20 protein-coding genes and 1 pseudogene are annotated in these 19,067 nt (G+C 71.0%); 17 read left to right on the top strand and 4 right to left on the bottom strand.

The features are described from left to right. Positions 1-57: 57 nt before the first annotated feature. From leuC to AB0M76_RS27345, 4 genes are all read left to right on the top strand, one after another. On the top strand, positions 58-1,482 hold the full coding sequence (leuC, locus tag AB0M76_RS27360; protein WP_365955386.1) for a 3-isopropylmalate dehydratase large subunit: 1,425 nt from the start codon (positions 58-60) through the stop codon (positions 1,480-1,482). A 5-nt stretch (positions 1,483-1,487) separates the two neighbouring features. Continuing rightward, on the top strand, positions 1,488-2,081 hold the full coding sequence (gene leuD, locus AB0M76_RS27355; RefSeq protein ID WP_266663370.1) for a 3-isopropylmalate dehydratase small subunit: 594 nt from the start codon (positions 1,488-1,490) through the stop codon (positions 2,079-2,081). A gap of 137 nt (positions 2,082-2,218) precedes the next feature. Next, positions 2,219-2,446 carry a hypothetical protein gene (locus tag AB0M76_RS27350; protein WP_008739877.1) on the top strand — a complete coding sequence of 76 codons (228 nt, stop codon included), beginning with the start codon at positions 2,219-2,221 and terminating at the stop codon, positions 2,444-2,446. 144 nt (positions 2,447-2,590) lie between these two features. Beyond that, positions 2,591-3,265 (top strand): HU family DNA-binding protein, encoded by a 675-nt coding sequence (locus tag AB0M76_RS27345; RefSeq protein ID WP_365955385.1) that lies wholly within the window; start codon positions 2,591-2,593, stop codon positions 3,263-3,265. A gap of 300 nt (positions 3,266-3,565) precedes the next feature. On the opposite strand, the pseudogene cofC reads toward AB0M76_RS27345, so the two are convergent. Beyond that, positions 3,566-4,168 (bottom strand): annotated as a pseudogene (gene cofC / locus AB0M76_RS27340) (2-phospho-L-lactate guanylyltransferase); the annotation flags it as partial. 270 nt (positions 4,169-4,438) lie between these two features. Here cofC and AB0M76_RS27335 point away from each other — a divergent pair. Genes AB0M76_RS27335 through AB0M76_RS27325 form a run of 3 tightly spaced genes read left to right on the top strand, consistent with a single transcriptional unit; the run spans position 4,439 to position 7,395 of the window. Beyond that, positions 4,439-5,191 (top strand): lysophospholipid acyltransferase family protein, encoded by a 753-nt coding sequence (locus AB0M76_RS27335; RefSeq protein WP_365955384.1) that lies wholly within the window; start codon positions 4,439-4,441, stop codon positions 5,189-5,191. Beyond that, entirely contained in the window at positions 5,188-6,198 is a 1,011-nt protein-coding gene (locus AB0M76_RS27330) for an NAD(P)H-dependent glycerol-3-phosphate dehydrogenase (protein ID WP_266663364.1), read from the top strand. The genes AB0M76_RS27335 and AB0M76_RS27330 overlap by 4 nt, the downstream gene beginning before the upstream one ends. 39 nt (positions 6,199-6,237) lie before the next feature. Next, positions 6,238-7,395, top strand: coding sequence for a D-alanine--D-alanine ligase family protein (locus tag AB0M76_RS27325; RefSeq protein ID WP_365955382.1), 1,158 nt, complete (start codon positions 6,238-6,240; stop codon positions 7,393-7,395). Positions 7,396-7,504: 109 nt separating this feature from the next. On the opposite strand, the gene AB0M76_RS27320 is transcribed toward AB0M76_RS27325, so the two are convergent. Continuing rightward, entirely contained in the window at positions 7,505-8,005 is a 501-nt protein-coding gene (locus tag AB0M76_RS27320; RefSeq protein WP_266663360.1) for a DUF3515 domain-containing protein, read from the bottom strand. A gap of 23 nt (positions 8,006-8,028) precedes the next feature. After that, positions 8,029-8,262 (bottom strand): Lrp/AsnC ligand binding domain-containing protein, encoded by a 234-nt coding sequence (locus AB0M76_RS27315; protein ID WP_030298511.1) that lies wholly within the window; start codon positions 8,260-8,262, stop codon positions 8,029-8,031. Positions 8,263-8,506: 244 nt separating this feature from the next. Between AB0M76_RS27315 and AB0M76_RS27310 the strand changes: the two genes are divergently transcribed. Together AB0M76_RS27310 and thiD are read left to right on the top strand one after the other, a co-directional pair. Beyond that, positions 8,507-9,490 (top strand): thiamine-phosphate kinase, encoded by a 984-nt coding sequence (locus AB0M76_RS27310; protein ID WP_365955380.1) that lies wholly within the window; start codon positions 8,507-8,509, stop codon positions 9,488-9,490. Next, positions 9,487-10,290, top strand: a complete 804-nt coding sequence (gene thiD, locus AB0M76_RS27305; RefSeq protein ID WP_365955379.1) for a bifunctional hydroxymethylpyrimidine kinase/phosphomethylpyrimidine kinase — start codon at positions 9,487-9,489, stop codon at positions 10,288-10,290. The genes AB0M76_RS27310 and thiD overlap by 4 nt, the downstream gene beginning before the upstream one ends. Before the next feature lie 163 nt (positions 10,291-10,453). Here the strand turns inward: thiD and rpmB are convergent, their stop codons facing one another. Then, on the bottom strand, positions 10,454-10,639 hold the full coding sequence (gene rpmB / locus AB0M76_RS27300; RefSeq protein WP_030298506.1) for a 50S ribosomal protein L28: 186 nt from the start codon (positions 10,637-10,639) through the stop codon (positions 10,454-10,456). 250 nt (positions 10,640-10,889) lie between these two features. On the opposite strand from rpmB, the gene AB0M76_RS27295 reads away from it, so the two are divergent. The 8 genes from AB0M76_RS27295 (at position 10,890) to rnc (ending at position 19,051) form a co-directional block, all read left to right on the top strand. After that, the gene (locus AB0M76_RS27295) at positions 10,890-12,581 is read left to right on the top strand and encodes a DAK2 domain-containing protein (RefSeq protein WP_365955378.1); all 1,692 of its coding nucleotides are present in this window, start codon (positions 10,890-10,892) and stop codon (positions 12,579-12,581) included. Positions 12,582-12,597: 16 nt separating this feature from the next. Next, a complete protein-coding gene (gene recG / locus AB0M76_RS27290) occupies positions 12,598-14,808 on the top strand; it encodes an ATP-dependent DNA helicase RecG (RefSeq protein WP_365955377.1) in 2,211 nt (736 codons plus the stop codon). A 130-nt stretch (positions 14,809-14,938) separates the two neighbouring features. Next, the gene (gene rsmD, locus AB0M76_RS27285) at positions 14,939-15,517 is read left to right on the top strand and encodes a 16S rRNA (guanine(966)-N(2))-methyltransferase RsmD (protein WP_266663349.1); all 579 of its coding nucleotides are present in this window, start codon (positions 14,939-14,941) and stop codon (positions 15,515-15,517) included. Positions 15,518-15,546: 29 nt separating this feature from the next. Next, a complete protein-coding gene (gene coaD, locus AB0M76_RS27280) occupies positions 15,547-16,026 on the top strand; it encodes a pantetheine-phosphate adenylyltransferase (protein WP_365955376.1) in 480 nt (159 codons plus the stop codon). Between the two features lie 103 nt (positions 16,027-16,129). Beyond that, positions 16,130-17,218: a cell division initiation protein gene (locus AB0M76_RS27275; RefSeq protein ID WP_365955375.1), complete on the top strand. Its 1,089-nt coding sequence runs from the start codon at positions 16,130-16,132 to the stop codon at positions 17,216-17,218. A gap of 69 nt (positions 17,219-17,287) precedes the next feature. After that, the gene (locus AB0M76_RS27270; RefSeq protein WP_266663345.1) at positions 17,288-17,995 is read left to right on the top strand and encodes a DUF177 domain-containing protein; all 708 of its coding nucleotides are present in this window, start codon (positions 17,288-17,290) and stop codon (positions 17,993-17,995) included. Between the two features lie 2 nt (positions 17,996-17,997). Further along, complete coding sequence (rpmF, locus tag AB0M76_RS27265; protein WP_003965982.1) at positions 17,998-18,171, top strand: 50S ribosomal protein L32; 174 nt, start codon at positions 17,998-18,000, stop codon at positions 18,169-18,171. Between the two features lie 19 nt (positions 18,172-18,190). Beyond that, positions 18,191-19,051: a ribonuclease III gene (rnc, locus tag AB0M76_RS27260; RefSeq protein WP_365955374.1), complete on the top strand. Its 861-nt coding sequence runs from the start codon at positions 18,191-18,193 to the stop codon at positions 19,049-19,051. Positions 19,052-19,067: the final 16 nt, after the last annotated feature.

Raw genomic sequence — 19,067 nt, 5'->3', positions numbered from 1 at the left:
CTGTATGTACGGGTCCACGAACCACTGGATCCGGGACGGTGAGCCGGAGGGAAAGCGATGGGTAGGACACTCGCGGAGAAGGTCTGGGACGACCATGTCGTCCGGCGCGCCGAGGGCGAGCCCGACCTCCTCTTCATCGATCTGCACCTGCTGCACGAGGTGACCAGCCCCCAGGCCTTCGAGGGCCTGCGGCAGGCCGGCCGCAAGGTCCGTCGCCTGGACCTCACCATCGCGACCGAGGACCACAACACCCCCACCATCGACATCGACAAGCCGATCGCGGACCCGGTTTCCCGGGCCCAGCTGGAGACGCTGCGCAACAACTGCGCCGAGTTCGGCGTACGCCTGCACTCGCTGGGCGACGTCGAGCAGGGCGTCGTCCACGTCGTGGGACCGCAGCTGGGCCTGACCCAGCCGGGCACCACCGTGGTCTGCGGTGACTCCCACACCTCCACGCACGGCGCCTTCGGCGCGCTGGCCTTCGGCATCGGCACCAGCCAGGTCGAGCACGTGCTGGCCACCCAGACGCTGCCGCTGGCCCGCCCGAAGACGATGGCCATCACCGTCACCGGCGAGCTGGCCGAGGGTGTCACCGCCAAGGACCTGATCCTGGCGATCATCGCCAAGATCGGCACCGGCGGCGGCCAGGGCTACATCCTGGAATACCGCGGCGAGGCCATCGAGAAACTCTCGATGGAAGCGCGCATGACCATCTGCAACATGTCGATCGAGGCCGGCGCCCGCGCGGGCATGATCGCCCCCGACCGGACCACCTTCGACTACCTCGAGGGCCGCGACCACGCCCCCGAGGGCGCGGACTGGGACGCGGCGGTCGCGTACTGGGAGACCCTGCGCACCGACGACGACGCGGTCTTCGACGCCGAGGTCGTCATCGACGGCGCCACGCTGTCCCCGTTCGTCACCTGGGGCACCAACCCGGGCCAGGGTGCGCCCCTGTCGGCGAACGTCCCCGACCCGGCTTCGTACGAGGACGCTTCGGAGCGCCACGCCGCCGAAAAGGCCCTGGAGTACATGGGGTTGACGGCCGGGCAGCCGCTGCGCGACATCAAGGTCGACACCGTCTTCGTAGGTTCGTGCACCAACGGCCGCATCGAGGACCTGCGCGCCGTCGCCGGCATCATCGGGGGCCGCAAAGTCGCCGACGGCGTACGGATGCTGGTCGTCCCGGGCTCCGTCCGGGTCGCCCTGCAGGCCGTGGAGGAGGGCCTGGACCAGGTCTTCAAGGAGGCCGGCGCCGAATGGCGGCACGCGGGCTGCTCGATGTGTCTGGGCATGAACCCCGACCAACTGGCCCCCGGTGAGCGCTCCGCGTCCACCTCCAACCGCAACTTCGAGGGCCGGCAGGGCAAGGGCGGGCGGACCCACCTGGTCTCCCCGCAGGTGGCCGCCGCCACCGCGGTGCTGGGCCACCTGGCCTCACCCGCCGACCTGTCCGACGCCAACGCGACCGCCGGAGTCTGAGAACCATGGAAGCCTTCACCACCCACACCGGCCGGGCCGTCCCGCTGCGCCGCAGCAACGTCGACACCGACCAGATCATCCCGGCCCACTGGCTGAAGAAGATCACCCGCGACGGGTTCGAGGACGGGCTCTTCGAGGCCTGGCGCAAGGACCCCGAGTTCGTCACGAACCGCCCGGAGCGCCAGGGCGCGACCGTCCTGGTCGCCGGCCCCGACTTCGGCACCGGTTCCTCGCGCGAGCACGCCGTCTGGGCCCTGCAGAACTTCGGGTTCAAGACGGTCATCTCCTCCCGCTTCGCCGACATCTTCCGCGGCAACTCGCTGAAGAACGGTCTGCTGACGGTGGTCCTGCCGCAGGAGACCGTCGACCGGCTGTGGGAGCTGACCGAGGCCGACCCGACCGCCGAGGTCACGGTCGACCTGGTCGCCCGCCAGGTCCGCGCGGCGGGAATCGAGGCGGAGTTCGAACTCGACGACAACGCCCGCTGGCGTCTGCTGGAGGGTCTGGACGACATCTCGCTCACCCTTCAGAACGAAGCGGACATCGCCACGTACGAAAGCACCCGGCCGAGCTTCAAGCCGCGCACGATCCAGGCCTGATTCCTGCCTGATCAGCGCTTTTTCACCCTTGGGTGATCACATCGACAACACTGTGCCCCCCGCCTTCCGGCGGGGGGCACAGCCGTGTGTTGAGGCCCCGTGAGGCGACAACTCGCCCCAGATGGCACAATCTGTGCATGGAACGCGACAGTCAACTTGAGCTCTACGAACTCGTCGCCGACCGGCTGAAAGAAGCACACACAAGGGTGCGCACACTGCAAGTCCCGGAGGGCGTAAGGATGGCGCTGTCCCGGAAGCTGTTGGTCGTCACGGCCGCGGCGAAGCATGATCTCGCCGATGCGGCAAGGCGCCTGGACAGGTTGATGAAGGACCTCGACGAGGGTCGATTCCCTGAAGGCGACTGATGCGAAGGAACTCCGTAACGACCTACACCGTTGCGGCACTAGGGTGATTAGCCCGTTTCGTGTTTGATTTGCGGTATATATCCGCCTAACGTGCGAAATAAGCTTGAACACATTCGTTCTGGCGAAGTCTCCGAAGGGGAAGACGTGAACAAGGCGCAGCTCGTAGAAGCGATTGCCGACAAGCTGGGCGGCCGCCAGCAGGCCGCGGACGCTGTCGACGCGGTACTGGACGCGATGGTCCGCGCTGTGGTCGCGGGCGACCGGGTCTCGGTCACGGGCTTCGGCTCGTTCGAGAAGGTCGACCGCCCGGCCCGCTACGCCCGCAACCCGCAGACGGGTGAGCGCGTCCGGGTCAAGAAGACCTCGGTTCCCCGCTTCCGCGCGGGCCAGGGCTTCAAGGACCTGGTCGCGGGCACCAAGAAGCTGCCCAAGGGCGGCGAGGTGTCGGTGAAGAAGGCTCCCAAGGGCAGCCTCTCCGGCGGAGCTTCCGCGACGGTCAAGAAGGCCGTGGCCAAGAAGGCCACCACCGCCAAGAAGGCGGCGGCGAAGACCACGGTCGCCAAGAAGACCACCGCGAAGAAGGTCGCCACCGCCAAGAAGGTGGTCGCCAAGACCGCCGCGGTGAAGAAGACCACGGCGGCGGTGAAGAAGACCACTGCCGCGGCGAAGAAGACCGCGACGGCGGCGAAGAAGACCACCGCCACCGCCAAGAAGACGGCTCCGGCGGCCAAGAAGGCCACCGCGAAGACCACGGCGCCCGCCAAGAAGACGACGGCGCGCAAGACCACCGCGAAGAAGACCACGGCCCGCAAGAAGTAAGGCCACGAGTCACACACGCCGGGCCGGCTTCCCCTCCTTGGGGAAGCCGGCCCGCGGTGCTGTCCGTGCAGGTCGGAAGGCCGGCACGGCCGAGGCTCAGAAGGTCTGCAGGGTGATCAGGGTGATCCGCCGCGCCGGCCCCTCGCCGTCCGTCTCGATCCGGACCCGCTGCCCGGGGCGCAGCAGCCGCAGGCCGCCCGCGTCGAACGCCGGGGCCTCGAAGGGCACCGGGGTGCCGTCGTCCAGCAGCACACTGCCGCTGCGGGTCTGGGAGTCGTACGTGTACGCGGTCGCCTGCATACCGGCACTGTATCGGGCCGTGTGACGGCCCACACCGAGGGCGAGGGCCGTCCGCAGATCCGCGGCCGTGTCCACGTCCCGGCGCACGCTCTCGACATCCGCGAGGGCTATTTCCGCAGCTCCCGAGGCCGAATGCCGGGCCCGTGACGGGCCCCCGAACGAGGGTGCCAATTCCACGTCCGGCGCAGCGGAAAGCAGGGTCGTACCGATTCCCGCCGCATCCGCCAGAAATGCCCGGGGAAATGCGGATGCGGCTTCGAGCACGCGTAGCAATTCCGGCGGCCGCAGCGCGGGCAGATCCGCGTTCATCGCGGCCACCGCCGCCCCGGGCCGCGCCGCGCGTATCTCCCGCGCCCCGTGGGCCAGCGCCGCGTTGAGCCCGGCGGCCGGGGTGTCCGGCAGGATCCGCGCCCCGAGCCGGGCCAGTTCCGCACCCGCCTGCACGTCGTCCGTGACGACCACCACATCCGCGACTGCCGCGCAGGCCAGCGCCCCCGCCACGGTGTCCTGCGCGAACGCCAGCGCGAGCCCGGGACGGGACGCGCCCACGGCCGCCGCGAGACGGCTCTTGGCCACCGCCAGGGGCTTCAGCGGGACCACCAGACTCCAGACCGCGTTCGTGGCGGGCCCCTTCCCTCCGGTGCGCGTCCGTACATACGTGGACCAAGGCCGGGTCACGGCCGGGTCATGCGTCGGCCCATTGTCGCCTCTGCCCGGTCGACCCGGCGGTTCGGTGCTCCGGGCGGGGCGTACCGTGTTCTCGACAGAGACCGGACCTGAGGCCACACTTGTCCGGCCGACGAGGTGTCCCGGCTTCCCCAGCTGCCGCTGGGAGGTACCCCCACGCACCGGTTCAAGAGGAAAGGTGTCCGAGTGTCCCGCCGCAGAATCGGCTTCTGGTACCGCCTGGCGGCGGTCATCGCAAAACCGCCGCTGGTGGTGCTCTTCAAGCGGGACTGGCGGGGAATGGATCACATTCCGGCCGACGGCGGGTTTATCACGGCCGTCAATCACAACTCGTATCTGGACCCGCTCTCCTACGCGCACTTCCAGTACAACACCGGCCGGGTGCCCCGATTGCTCGCGAAGGCGGCCCTCTTCAAGGTCCCCATTGTCGGCGCGATCCTGCGCGGCTCCGGCCAGATCCCGGTCTACCGCGAGACCACCAACGCCCTGGACGCATTCCGGGCCGCCGTGGACGCGATCGAGCGCGGCGAATGCGTGGCCTTTTATCCGGAAGGCACCCTCACCCGCGATCCGGACATGTGGCCGATGGCCGGCAAGACCGGCGCCGCCCGGGTCGCGCTGATGACCAGGGCACCGGTCATTCCGGTGGCCCAGTGGGGCGCGAATCTCGCGATGCCGCCCTACGCCAAGGAGGACAAGGTGCGGCTGTTCCCGCGCAAGACCCTCCAGGTGCTCGCCGGACCTCCCGTGGACCTCTCCGAGTTCTACGACCGGGAGCCCACCCCGGACGTGCTCAAGGCCGCCACCGAGACGATCATGGAGGCCATCACCGAGCTGCTGGAGGAGCTGCGCGGCGAGAAGGCGCCCGAGCAGCTGTACGACCATCGCAGGGCCAGGGCGGAACAGCGGCACAAGGCCGCGGGGGAGGACCAGAAGTGACACGTCCCGTGAAGGCAGCCGTCTTCGGAACCGGCTCCTGGGGCACGGCCTTCGGCATGGTGCTCGCCGACGCAGGCTGCGAGGTGACCCTGTGGGGCCGCCGCCGCGAGGTCGTCGACGCCATCAACACCGGCCGGACCAACCCGGACTACTTCCCGGACGTCGAACTCCCCGCGAACATGCGCGCCACCACCGACCCGGCCGAGGCCGCGGCCGGCGCCGATTTCGCGGTCCTTGCCATCCCCTCCCAGACCCTGCGCGGCAACCTCGCCGAATGGGCCCCGCTGCTGCCCGCCGACGCCGTTCTCGTCTCCCTGATGAAGGGCATCGAACTCGGCACCGCCAAGCGGATGAGCGAGGTCATCGAGGAGGTGGCCAAGGTCCCCGCCGAGCGCGTTGCCGTCGTCACCGGCCCCAACCTGGCCCGTGAGATCGCCGCCCGGCAGCCGGCCGCCGCCGTCGTCGCCTGCTCCGACGAAGCCGTCGCGCAGCGCCTCCAGGCGGCTTGCCACACCCCGTACTTCCGCCCGTACACGAGCACCGACGTCATCGGCTGCGAGCTGGGCGGCGCCGTCAAGAACGTCATCGGCCTCGCCGTCGGCATCGCGGACGGCATGGGCCTGGGCGACAACACCAAGGGCTCGCTCATCACCCGCGGCCTCGCCGAAGCGACCCGGCTGGGCCTGGCGATGGGCGCCGACCCGCTCACCTTCTCCGGTCTCGCGGGCCTCGGCGACCTCGTCGCCACCTGCTCCTCGCCGCTCTCCCGGAACCACACCTTCGGCACCAACCTCGGCCGCGGAATGACCCTCGAGGAGACCATCGCGGTCACCAAGCAGACCGCCGAGGGGGTCAAGTCCTGCCAGTCCGTGGCAGATCTGGCACGGCGCCACGGAGTGGACATGCCGATCACCGACACGGTCGTCGACATCGTCCACCACGGCAAGCCCCCGCTGGTCGCGCTCAAGGAACTGATGGGACGCAGCGCCAAACCGGAACGCCGCTGACTCCATTCCGGACGTGTGAGCGGGTATCGTCGTGGCGATATGAGCAGCGAGAACCTCCCCCAGACCCCTGAGCAGCAGGGCCGCAAGCCCCGCGTGGCCGTCGTGTTCGGCGGCCGCAGCTCGGAACACGCCATCTCGGTCGTCACGGCGGGCGCCGTGCTGCGCTCCATCGACCGGTCCAAGTACGAGGTGCTGCCGATCGGCATCACCACGGACGGCCGGTGGGCGCTGACCGCCGACGAGCCCGCGCGGATGGCCATTGCCGACCGCAAGCTCCCGAGCGTCGAGGAGCTTGCGGACTCCGAGGACGGCGCCGTCGTGCTCTCCGTCGACCCGGCCAACCGCGAGGTCGTCTACACCGAGCCGGGAGCCGTCCCCAAGGCCCTGGGCGAGGTCGACGTCGTCTTCCCGATGCTGCACGGCCCGTACGGCGAGGACGGCACCCTGCAGGGCCTCCTGGAGCTCTCCGGCATCCCGTACGTCGGCTCGGGCGTCCTCGCCTCGGCCGTCGGCCAGGACAAGGAGTACATGAAGCGGGTCTTCACCTCCTTCGGCCTCCCCGTCGGCCCGTACGTGACCATCCGCCCCCGCGAGTGGGAAGCCGACCGGGAAGCCGCCAAGGCGCGCATCCTGGACTTCGCCGGCGAGCACGGCTGGCCGCTCTTCATCAAGCCCGCCCGGGCCGGCTCCTCCATCGGCATCACCAAGGTCGACGACGTCTCCGGCCTCGACGAGGCGATCCGCGAGGCCCAGCGCCACGACCCGAAGGTCATCGTGGAGGCGCTGCTGCGCGGCCGCGAGATCGAGTGCGGGGTGCTGGAGTTCGAGGACGGGCCGCGCGCGAGCATGCCCGCCGAGATCCCGCCGGTCTCCAGCCACGACTTCTACGACTTCGAGGCGAAGTACATCGACTCCGCCTCCGGGATCGTGCCCGCTCCGCTCACCCCGGAGCAGACCGCCGAGGTGCAGCGGCTCGCGATCGAGGCGTTCGACGCCGCGTCCTGCGAGGGATTGGTGCGCGCCGACTTCTTCCTCACCGAGGACGGCACCTTCGTCATCAACGAGATCAACACCATGCCGGGCTTCACCCCGATCTCCATGTACCCGCGGATGTGGCAGGAGTCGGGCATCGAGTACCCGGAGCTGGTGGACCGCCTGATCCAGGCGGCCCTGCGCCGCTCCACAGGGCTGCGCTAGCAGGCAGCCGCAGCGCGCAAAGCCGACCGCCCGCCGGGATTCCCGGCGGGCGGTCGGTGTGCGAAGCGGGGAGGGGGCAGGCCGTCGGGCCTTCGAGCCCTTCGGGCCGTCAATACGAAGAGATTCCCTCCGGGACGGTCCTGGCCACGACGCCGGACAGACCGACCAGCATGCCCGCATCCGTGGCATGCTCCTTGTCGACCCGGACCTCGGTGTACGCCAGCCGCATCCCGGTGATGAACCGGAACCCCCCGCCGGCGCTGTCGGGGACCGGCTTCAGCAGCCACCGGACGCCGTCGACCTCGACGCCGCCCAGCTTTTCGTCCGTCATCTCGGGGGGCTTGGGGATACCGCACCGCAGTACGATCGCCGAGCCGCCCCACGCGGCGGTCAGATCCGAATCCGGCGCGGTCCTGGCCCGCGCCAGGCCGGCCACCGTCTCCGGGAGCTCCTTGTGCAGTGCTGCACAGAACCCCGCGACGTCGGCGGGCGGCGTGGGCGGCGGGTCCACCCGGGCTTCGGAATCACCCGGGGTGCAGCCCGCGAGGGCCAGTACCGCGACCAGTACGGGCAGAGCGGGCAGACGCAGGGGCCGGCGGTGGAAGGACATCACCGGCCAAGAGTAGACGGGGGCTACAGATGGACCACCGGGCAGGTCAGGGTGCGGGTGATGCCCTCCACCTGCTGGACCTTGGCGACGACCATGCGGCCGAGCTCGTCCACGGTGTCGGCCTGGGCGCGCACGATCACGTCGTACGGGCCCGTCACGTCCTCGGCCTGGATCACCCCCGCGATCTGGCTGATGGACTCGGCGACGAACGACGCCTTGCCCACCTCGGTCTGGATAAGGATGTACGCCTGTACCACGGAACCTCCAGGGCGGCCACGAGGATCGATTCCCCTAACCTTCGGGTGGGCCCAGGGATTCGGGTGGGCCCGGGGAAGAAGGGACGCCACGGTACCGCGTTGCCGAGCACCACGGGGAGACCCGGGGGCACGGCGCCACGCACAGCGGGGCGTACGGAGAGCAGAAGTTGACGTATCTGTTGACGGTACCCAGAGCTGTGACGGCTCGCGACCGCAAGCGGACTGGGCAAGAAGGGGCACAGCGATGAAGGGCACTGTGGGCGAGCTGGGGGAGTTCGGGCTCATTCGGGAGCTCACCTCACGGCTCACCACCACCCCGGCGGTCCGGCTCGGACCGGGCGACGACGCCGCGGTCGTGTCGGCCCCCGACCGGCGAGTCGTGGCGAGCACCGACATCCTGCTCGAGGGCAGGCACTTCCGGCGCGACTGGTCCACCGCGTACGACGTCGGCCGCAAGGCCGCCGCGCAGAACCTCGCCGACATCGCCGCCATGGGCGCGGTGCCGACCGCGCTGCTGCTCGGCCTGGTCGTCCCGGCCGAGCTGCCGGTCACCTGGCCCACCGAGCTGATGGACGGCATCCGCGACGAGTGCCAGGTCGCCGGCGCGGCCGTGGTCGGCGGCGACGTCGTCCGCGGGGACACCATCACCGTGGCCATCACCGCCCTCGGCGACCTGCGCAACCACGAGCCCGTGCTGCGCTCCGGCGCCCAGCCCGGCGACGTCGTGGCCGTCACGGGCTGGCTGGGCTGGTCCGCGGCCGGATTCGCCGTGCTCTCGCGCGGCTTCCGCTCCCCCCGGGCCTTCGTCGAGGCGCACCGGCGCCCCGAACCCCCGTACCACGCGGGCCCCGCGGCCGCCGGACTCGGCGCCACCGCCATGACCGACGTCAGCGACGGCCTGATCGCCGACCTCGGGCACATCGCGGAGGCCAGCAAGGTACGGATCGACCTGCGTTCGGCGGCCGTCGACATCCCGACCCAGATGCACGACATCGGGCAGGCCGTCGGGGTCGACCCCTTGCAGTGGGTGCTCACCGGAGGAGAAGATCACGCCATCGTGGCGACCTTCCCGCCCGACGTGAAACTGCCGGCCCGCTGGAAGGTCATCGGAGAGGTGCTGAACCGGTCCGCGCTGCCCCAGGTGACCGTCGACGGCGCCCCCTGGACGAGCACCGGCGGGTGGGACCACTTCGGCTCCGACCCGTCCACCGAGGAGACCCCCAGATGACCGACGCGCCACCGCTGTGCCTGACCGTCGCCGGATCCGACTCCGGCGGTGGCGCCGGGATCCAGGCCGACCTCAAGACGATGCTGGCACTCGGCGTGCACGGGATGAGCGTGGTGACCGCCGTGACCGCGCAGAACTCCCTCGGGGTCCAGGGAGTCTGGGAGCTGCCCGCCGAGGCCGTGAAGGCCCAGTACCGGGCCGTCGTGGACGACATCGGCGTACAGGCGGTCAAGACCGGGATGCTGTCCTCCGCCGCGCTGGTGGAGATGGTGGCCGAGCTGCTCGCCGCCACCTCCGCCCCCGCCGTCGTGGATCCCGTCGGGGTCTCCAAGCACGGGGACGCGCTGCTCGCCGAGTCGGCGCTGGACGCCGTACGCAAGGAGCTGCTGCCGCGGGCCACCGTGGCCACGCCGAACCTGGACGAGGTGGCACAGCTCACGGGCGTGGTGGTGGAGAGCGAGGACGACATGCGGCGGGCCGCCGACGCGGTCCTCTCGTACGGGCCCGAGTGGGCGCTGATCAAGGGCGGGCACCTGGCGGCCCACGGGAACGAGGCCGCCGACCTGCTGACCGACGGCGAGACCCAGCTGTGGCTGCGGGCGCCGCGCCACGACAACCGGCACACCCACGGCACCGGCTGCACCCTCGCCAGTGCGATAGCCGCCGGGCTCGCCAAGGGCCAGGACGTGCCGCAGGCCGTCATGGAGGCCAAGGAGTACGTGACCGGCGCCATCGCGGCGGGCTTCGCGCTCGGCGGCGGCATCGGCCCGGTGGACCACGCCTGGCAGTGGCACCGCTGAGGCGACGGGACCGCGCACCCCGCACAGCAGAAGACCCCCGCATCACATGATGCGGGGGTCTACGGCCGCCCGGTCGGTCCAGGCAAGGCAAGGCAAAAGGCCGGTCCACCAGGTGGACCGGCCTTCTTGGCAACCGGAAAGGGCTGCGCTACGACGGTTGGCGTCAGCGCGAGACCTTGCCGGCCTTGATGCACGAGGTGCAGACGTTGAGGCGCTTCGGCGTCCCACTGACCATGGCACGAACGCGCTGGATGTTCGGGTTCCAGCGACGCGAGGTGCGGCGGTGCGAGTGGGAGATGTTGTTGCCGAAGCTCGGCCCCTTGGCGCAAACGTCGCAGTTGGCAGCCACAGGTCACTCCAAAGACTTCAGATGCACTTACAGTGAAATCCGGCGCACCGGATCAGAAGTCTGAGGAAGTCTGAGTGGTTTGCCGGGGGAATGGCCCGACTCTCATCGGGCAACCGGAGCAGCATACAACGACTGCGTCCGTCCAAGAAAACTACCATGGCTGCCGCCGACCCCGCCCCGCGGTCCCGGACGCCCGGCAGTCCTTGGTTACCCTGCGGTGAACCCTGGCCCGCACAAGGAGGAACGCCCGGTGCCGCACGAGCCGCAGCCGCAGCCCCCCGACGAGCTCGACGCCGAAGCGGTGCGCACCTGGAGCTCGCTGGCCGTGGCCGCACTGGGCCGGGCCCGCGAGGACATCGACGCGATCAACGTCTACCCGGTCGCGGACGCGGACACCGGCACCAACCTCTACCTGACCGCCGAATCGGCGGACCGCGCACTGGCCGAGGCCCTCGGGGCGGCGCCCGCGGACGTGAGCGAGACCACAGGGCCCGGGCCGGACGCCGGGGCCCGGACCCCCTCCCTCTCCCAGGCCGTACGGGCCTACGCGCACGGCGCCCTCATAGGCGCCCGGGGGAACTCCGGGACGATCCTGGCGCAGCTGCTGCGCGGAGTGGCCGACGTACTGGGGGACGAGCCCGGCGACCGCGGGCCGGGCCGGCTGCTGGCCCAGGCGCTGACCCGGGCCGCCGAGGAGGCGTACCGGGCGGTCGCGCACCCGGTGGAGGGCACGATGCTCACCGTCGCCGCCGCGGCGGCGCGGGCCGGCGAGGCGGCGGGGGCGGCCGCCGGAACCGCCGCGGACGTGGCCCGGGCCGCCTACGACGCGGCCCGCGCGGCCCTGGCGGACACCCCGGGGCAGCTGGCCGAGCTGGGCCGGGCCGGGGTGGTCGACGCCGGGGGCTGCGGGCTGGTCGCCGTACTCGGGGCGCTGTGGCAGGCGCTGTCCGGCCAGGAGCCCGCCGCCGAGGCGGTCCGCGGCCGGGCCGTGCCCGTACCGCAGCCGCCGCGGCCCTGCGACGCGGAGGAGCAGGGCGGGCCCGCGTACGAGGTGATCTACCTGCTGGAGGCCGCCGAGCCGGCCGTGGGGGAGCTGCGCGAGCGCCTCGACGGGCTCGGGGACTCCCTGGTGGTGGTCGGCGGCGACGGACTGTGGAACGTGCACGTCCACGTCGACGACCCCGGCGCCGCCGTGGAAGCCGGCGTGGTCGCCGGGCGGCCGTACCGCATCCGCATCACCCACTTCGGCGACGAGCGGCGCCGGGCGCGCGGGGAACGCGTCCAGCGGGCCGTGGTCGCCGTGGTCCCGGGCGAGGGGCTGGCCGGGCTGTGCGGGGAGGCGGGCGCGACCACCGTGCTCACCCGCCCCGGGGAGGTCCCGGACGCCGCCGCACTCGTCGACGCCATCCGGCGCGCGCACGCCCGCGAGGTGGTGCTGCTGCCCGGCGGCGCCGACCAGCGCGCGGCCGCGGCCGCCGCGGCCGAGCGGGCCCGCGCCGACGGCGTACGGGTGGCCGTGATCCCCACCCGGTCCGCGGTGCAGGGCCTGGCCGCCCTCGCCGTGCACGACCCGGACGGCAGCTTCGACGAGGACGTCGTCGCCATGACCGCGGCGGCCGGCGCCACCCGCTACGCGGAACTCGCCGTCGCCGAACGGCAGTCCTTCACCTCCGCCGGCATCTGCCAGGCCGGGGACGTGCTCGGGCTCATCGACGGCGACGTCGCCGTCATCGGGACCGGCCTCACCGAGACCGCCGAGGCGGTCCTGGAGCGGATGCTGGGTTCCGGCGGCGAACTCGTCACCCTGGTCCTGGGACCGGAGGTGCCGGACGCCCTCGCCGAGCGCCTGGAGGCGTACGTACAGCACGGACACCTGGCGGTGGACACCGTCACCTACCGCGGCGGCCGGTACTCGGCGCCCCTCCTCATCGGGGTCGAATAGCCGGCTTGTCAGCGCGATGGTGTGCAATGAACACGTGCCCGCGCTCGACGAAGACCTCAAGAAGACGCTCGGCCCCGCCACCGCCAAGGTGCTGGCCGAGCAGCTCGGCCTGCACACGGCCCTGGACCTGCTCCACCACTACCCGCGGCGGTACGCCGAGCGCGGCGAGCTGACCTCGCTGGCGGAGCTCGCCGACCAGATCGACGAGCACGTGACGGTGGTCGCCCAGGTCGCCGACGCCCGGATCCTGACGTTCAACGGGGGCCGCGGCAAGCGCCTGGAGGTGACCATCACCGACGGCAGCGGCCGCCTCCAGCTGGTCTTCTTCGGGGCGGGCGTCCACAAGCCGCACAAGGACCTGCTGCCGGGCAGCCGCGCCATGTTCGCGGGCAAGGTCGGCATGTTCAACCGCAAGCTCCAGCTGGCCCACCCCGCGTACGAGCCTCTGGGCGCGGACGCCTCCGACCGGGACGCCGCCACCGCGTTCGCAAACCAGCTCATCCCGATCTACCCGGCCTGCGCCAAGCTGGAGTCCTGGAAGATCGCCAAATGCGTGGACGCCGTACTGCCCAGCGCCCATGAGGCCGTGGACCCGCTGCCGGACGCACTGCGCGAGGGCCGCGGACTGGTCCCGCTCACCGAGGCCCTCCTCAAGATCCACCGCCCGACCACCAAGGCCGACATCGAGGACGCCCGGCAGCGGCTGAAGTGGGACGAGGCCTTCGTCCTCCAAGTCGCCCTGGCCCGCCGCCGGCACGCCGACGCCCAGCTCCCGGCCGTCCCGCGCCGCCCCGCTCGCGGCGGCCTGCTCGACGCCTTCGACGCCAAGCTCCCCTTCACCCTCACCGAGGGCCAGCAGACCGTCTCGAAGGAGATCTTCGACGACCTGGCCACCGAACACCCCATGCACCGCCTCCTCCAGGGCGAGGTCGGCAGTGGGAAGACGATGGTCGCGCTGCGGGCCATGCTCGCCGTCGTGGACTGCGGCGGGCAGGCAGCCATGCTGGCCCCCACCGAGGTGCTCGCCCAGCAGCACCACCGCTCCATCACCGAGATGATGGGCGAGCTCGCCGAAGGAGGAATGCTCGGCGGCTCCGACCAGGGCACCAAGGTCGTGCTGCTCACCGGCTCCATGGGGATGCCCGCGCGCCGCCAGGCCCTGCTCGACCTGGTCACCGGCGAGGCCGGCATCGTGATCGGCACGCACGCGCTCATCGAGGACAAGGTGCAGTTCCACGACCTCGGCCTGGTCGTGGTCGACGAACAGCACCGCTTCGGCGTGGAACAGCGCGACGCGCTGCGGTCCAAGGGGAAGCAGCCCCCGCACCTGCTGGTGATGACCGCGACCCCGATCCCGCGCACGGTCGCGATGACCGTCTTCGGGGACCTGGAGACCTCCGTCCTGGACCAGCTGCCCGCCGGCCGCTCCCCGATCGCCACCCACGTCGTACCGGCGAAGGACAAGCCGCACTTCCTGACCCGCGCCTGGGAGCGGGTGCGGGAGGAGGTCGAGAACGGGCACCAGGCGTACGTGGTGTGCCCGCGGATCGGCGACGGCGAGGACGACCCGAAGAACCCGAAGAAGAAGACCGCCGAGGACGACGGCGAGAAGCGGCCGCCGCTGGCCGTCCTGGAGATCGCCGAGCAGCTCACCCGGGGGCCGCTCGCCGGGCTGCCGGTGGAGGTGCTGCACGGCCGGATGGACCCGGCCGACAAGGACGACGTCATGCGCCGCTTCGCCGCCGGCGAGGTCAAGGTGCTGGTCGCCACCACCGTCATCGAGGTCGGCGTGAACGTCCCGAACTCCACGGTCATGGTGATCATGGACGCGGACCGGTTCGGCGTCTCCCAGCTCCACCAGCTGCGCGGCCGCGTCGGCCGCGGCTCCGCGCCGGGCCTGTGCCTGCTGGTCAGCGAGATGCACGAGGCGAGCCCCGCCCGGGCCCGGCTCGCCGCGGTCGCCGCCACCCTGGACGGCTTCGAGCTCTCCCGGATCGACCTGGAACAGCGCCGCGAGGGCGATGTGCTGGGCCAGGCCCAGTCGGGCGTGCGGTCCTCGCTGCGCATGCTCGCGGTCATCGAGGACGAGGAGGTCATCGCCCAGGCCCGGGAGGAGGCCACCCGCGTGGTCGCCGCCGACCCGGAACTGGAGCGGCTGCCGGGCCTGAGGAGCGCGCTGGAGGCCCTGCTTGACACCGAGCGGGAGCAGTACCTGGAGAAGGGCTGAGCGGTACCGCCCGGGGCCGCCCGGAGCGGTACGACCTATCGTTGAACTCCGCAGTACCGGGCAGGAACGGAAACGGCCCGGCAGTACCTGTCAGTACCCCGACCGCCACCGTCGTACCGAAGGACCCCAGATGACCCGCGTGATCGCCGGCAGCGCCGGCGGGCGACGGCTGACCGTGCCCCCGGGCACCGGCACCCGGCCGACCTCGGACCGGATGCGCGAAGGCCTGTTCTCCACCTGGGAGTCGCTGCACGGAGTCGAGGGCGCCCGGGTGCTCGACCTGTACGCCGGCTCCGGCGCCGTCGGCCTGGAGGCCCTCTCCCGCGGCGCCTCCCACGCGCTGCTGGTCGAGCCCGAGGCCAAGGCAGCCAAGGCGATCCGGGACAACATCAAGGCGCTGGGCCTGCCCGGCGCCGAGTTCCGGGCCGGCAAGGCGGAGCAGATCGTGGCGGCCGCGGCGGGCGGGGACCCGTACGACGTCGTCTTCCTGGACCCGCCGTACGCCGTCGGCCACGGCGATCTTGGCGAGATCCTCCTCACACTCCGCGCCAATGGCTGGCTCACGGACGATGCGCTCGTCACCGTGGAGCGCGGTACGAGGAGCGGTGCGTTCCCGTGGCCCGAGGGGTTCGAGCCGCTGCGCTCCCGCAAGTACGGCGAAGGCACCCTTTGGTACGGTCGCGCCGCCTTCACCAGCGAAGACTCATGATGCCCGCACCGGAGAGCGAGGGACCCAAGTTGCGCCGAGCCGTCTGTCCCGGGTCATTCGACCCCATCACCAACGGACACCTCGACATCATCGGCCGGGCCTCCCGGCTCTACGACGTCGTCCACGTCGCCGTGATGATCAACCAGTCCAAGCAGGGGCTGTTCACCGTAGAGGAGCGGATCGAGCTGATCCGCGAGGCGACCGCCGACTACGGCAACATCGAGGTGGAGTCCTTCCACGGCCTGCTCGTCGACTTCTGCAAGCAGCGCGACATCCCGGCCATCGTCAAGGGCCTGCGCGCCGTCAGCGACTTCGACTACGAGCTCCAGATGGCCCAGATGAACATGGGGCTCTCGGGCGTCGAAACGCTGTTCGTGCCGACCAACCCCACCTACAGCTTCCTGTCCTCCTCCCTGGTCAAGGAGGTCGCCGCCTGGGGCGGCGACGTCGCCCACCTGCTGCCGCCGCACGTGCACGCGGCGCTGACCGAGCGGCTCGCCGCCCGCTGACCGACTGACGGGCCGTCAGTCGGTGTCGGGCGTTCGCCCGGTGGCCTTACAGTCGTCCCGTCCGTCTCAGGAACCGCCCGAGGCCGAGAGAGTGCGAGCCCCCATGGACGTGCAGAAGAAGCTCGACGAGATCGTCGCGGCCGTCGGCGGCGCCCGGTCCATGCCCATGTCGGCCTCGTGCGTGATCAACCGCGCCGAGCTGCTCGCCCAGCTCGAAGAGGTGCGCCAGGCGCTCCCCGGCTCGCTCGCGCAGGCTCAGGAGCTCATCGGCGGGCGGGAGCAGATGGTCGAGGAGGCCCGCCGGGAGGCGGAGCGGATCATCGACGCCGCCCACAACCAGCGCGGTTCGCTGATCTCCGACACCGAGATCGCGCGGCGTTCGCAGGCGGAGGCGGACCGGATCCTCGAAGAGGCCCGCCGGGAGGCCGAGGAGATCCGGGCCGAGGCCGACGACTACGTCGACAGCAAGCTCGCGAACTTCGAGGTCGTGCTGAGCAAGACCATCGGTTCGGTGGACCGGGGCCGGGAGAAGCTCCTGGGCCGCGGCCCCGGCCTGGACGAGCACGGCTACCCGGACATGGACGCGCCCGAGCGCAGCCACGATCCGGACACGCAGCGGCAGCAGGCGGACGCGTACGTGGACACCAAGCTGGCGACCTTCGAGGCGGTGCTCTCCAAGACCCTCGAGGCGGTCGGCCGGGGCCGCCAGAAGCTGCTGGGCCGGGTGCCCACGGACGACCTCGGCGCGCACATGGCCGCCCAGGACGCCGCAGCCTCGCAGCAGTCCCGCTCGGCGAGCGACGCGGACTTCCTGGCGGGCCTGGCGGAGCCGGCGGCTCCGATGGCCCCCGCGATCCCGGCGCAGGCCCAGCAGGAGCCGGCGTACGACGCGTACGGCTACCAGCAGCCCCAGCAGCAGGACGCGTATCCCGGTGCAAGCACCGGCTCCACTGCTGGAGCGGCTTACGCCGCGCCCTCCTATGGGGACCCGTACGCCTATCAGCAGCAGGTCCAGCAGCCGGATCCGTACGCGACGATGGGCTACGAGCAGCAGCCGGACCCCTACGCGGCCTACCAGCAGCAGCCGCAGGCCCCGCAGCAGCCCCAGCAGCCCGCCCTCGACGAGACCAGCTTCTTCGACACGAGCATGATCAACCTGGACCAGCTGCGCCAGTACGAACAGGGACGCTAGGGCCGGATTGGGCTCAGAGCGAAGCGCCGGGTATCCTGGCTCTTCGGTCGCGCGTATGCTCCGCGATCCATGCTGCCCGCAAGTGGCGGAAATTTTGATCTTCAGCGATCTGTGAAAGCAGGAACGGCCCTGAATACCCGCCTCGACCACCGCAACCCTCTCGTGTTCGACACGCACGAGCTGGGCCGGCGTCCTGGTGCCATGCAGCGGCTGTCCCGTGAGATCGCGGCACCGGCGGACCTCGGTCTCGTCGGCGTCATCGGGGTTCCGGAAGGCGCCCCGCTGAAGCTCAGCCTCCGCCTCGAGTCGGTCATGGAAGGGGTGCTTGTCACAGGCACCGCCCGTGCAGCGGCCGTAGGGGAGTGCGTAAGGTGTCTGGAGCCCGTCGAGCGCGAGCTCAAGGCGGACTTCCAGGAGATGTTCTCGTACCCTGACGCCGACGACCGGAGCCGCACCAAGGCGGAGCCGGCCGACGACGCCGAGGACGACGAGGACACGCTCTTCCTCGAGGACGGTTTGTTCGACCTCGAACCCGTGCTGCGGGATGTGGTGGTGCTCGCACTGCCCATGCAGCCGGTGTGCCGGGAGGACTGTCTCGGACTGTGCCCCGATTGCGGGCTCAGCCTGAACGACGACCCGGACCACCACCATGACGCCGTCGACATCCGTTGGGCGGCACTGCAAGGACTCGTCACCGATCAGGGCGTCGAGAAGGACAACATGAGCGGCACTGCCTCTGACGGAGTTCAGGGCGCCGCCGAGAAGCAGGAGAAGTAGCCGTGGCTGTTCCGAAGCGGAAGATGTCGCGCAGCAACACGCGCCACCGCCGGTCGCAGTGGAAGGCTGCGGTCCCCACCCTGGTTTCGTGCGAGCGTTGCCAGGAGCCGAAGCTCCAGCACATTGCGTGCCCGAGCTGCGGCACCTACAACAAGCGCCAGGTCCTCGAGGTCTGAGCGGCTGGTGAGAGGCGCAATGTCTGAGCTGTCCAACGCTGAGAAGCAGGCAGACAGTAACAACGCGGCCTCGTCCCACACGCTTCTGGAAGGGCGGCTCGGGTATCGACTCGAGACCGCCCTTCTGGTGCGTGCACTGACCCACCGCTCGTACGCGTACGAGAACGGCGGTCTGCCCACCAACGAGCGCCTGGAGTTCCTCGGGGACTCCGTGCTCGGCCTGGTGGTCACGGACACGCTGTACACGACCCACCCCGACCTGCCCGAAGGCCAGCTGGCCAAACTGCGGGCCGCGGTGGTCAACTCACGCGCACTGGCGGAGGTCGGGCGCGGCCTCGAACTCGGCTCCTTCATCCGGCTCGGCCGGGGCGAAGAGGGCACGGGTGGCCGGGACAAGGCCTCCATCCTCGCCGACACCCTTGAAGCGGTGATCGGCGCGGTCTACCTCGACCAGGGCCTCGACGCGGCCTCGGAGCTGGTTCACCGGCTCTTCGACCCGCTCATCGAGAAGTCCTCGAACCTCGGGGCCGGCCTGGACTGGAAGACCAGTCTCCAGGAGCTCACGGCGGCCGAAGGCCTCGGTGTACCGGAATACCTGGTCACCGAGACCGGTCCGGACCACGAGAAGACCTTCACCGCTGCCGCCCGCGTCGGTGGTGTCTCGTACGGCACCGGCACCGGCCGCAGCAAGAAGGAAGCGGAACAGCAGGCTGCGGAGTCCGCATGGCGCGGTATCCGTGCCAAGGCGGACGAGCGGATCGCGGCGGAAGCCGCGGCCTCTGCGGCCGCACAGGTCACGGTGGCGGCCCCGGCCGACACCGAGGCCCCGGCCGAGGGCGGCGGGTCGCCGACGCCCGCCGAACCGACGCCGAACGGCTGAGCCCTTCCTTCGGGAT

Origin of the sequence: Streptomyces sp. NPDC051364, assembly GCF_040682115.1 — a bacterium.
GTDB lineage: Bacteria > Actinomycetota > Actinomycetes > Streptomycetales > Streptomycetaceae > Streptomyces.
Note: the sequence above shows the minus strand (reverse complement) of the source record. Positions and strands in the feature narration are given on the sequence as shown.

Coding starts and splice junctions, on each gene's coding strand:
- recG (WP_365955377.1), top strand. CDS start 12,598: ATGGTGTGCAATGAACACGTGCCCGCGCTCGACGAAGACCTCAAGAAG.
- rsmD (WP_266663349.1), top strand. CDS start 14,939: ATGACCCGCGTGATCGCCGGCAGCGCCGGCGGGCGACGGCTGACCGTG.
- leuD (WP_266663370.1), top strand. CDS start 1,488: ATGGAAGCCTTCACCACCCACACCGGCCGGGCCGTCCCGCTGCGCCGC.
- rnc (WP_365955374.1), top strand. CDS start 18,191: ATGTCTGAGCTGTCCAACGCTGAGAAGCAGGCAGACAGTAACAACGCG.
- AB0M76_RS27275 (WP_365955375.1), top strand. CDS start 16,130: ATGGACGTGCAGAAGAAGCTCGACGAGATCGTCGCGGCCGTCGGCGGC.
- AB0M76_RS27270 (WP_266663345.1), top strand. CDS start 17,288: ATGCTGCCCGCAAGTGGCGGAAATTTTGATCTTCAGCGATCTGTGAAA.
- AB0M76_RS27310 (WP_365955380.1), top strand. CDS start 8,507: ATGAAGGGCACTGTGGGCGAGCTGGGGGAGTTCGGGCTCATTCGGGAG.
- AB0M76_RS27320 (WP_266663360.1), bottom strand. CDS start 8,005: ATGTCCTTCCACCGCCGGCCCCTGCGTCTGCCCGCTCTGCCCGTACTG.
- AB0M76_RS27350 (WP_008739877.1), top strand. CDS start 2,219: ATGGAACGCGACAGTCAACTTGAGCTCTACGAACTCGTCGCCGACCGG.
- leuC (WP_365955386.1), top strand. CDS start 58: ATGGGTAGGACACTCGCGGAGAAGGTCTGGGACGACCATGTCGTCCGG.
- thiD (WP_365955379.1), top strand. CDS start 9,487: ATGACCGACGCGCCACCGCTGTGCCTGACCGTCGCCGGATCCGACTCC.
- AB0M76_RS27325 (WP_365955382.1), top strand. CDS start 6,238: ATGAGCAGCGAGAACCTCCCCCAGACCCCTGAGCAGCAGGGCCGCAAG.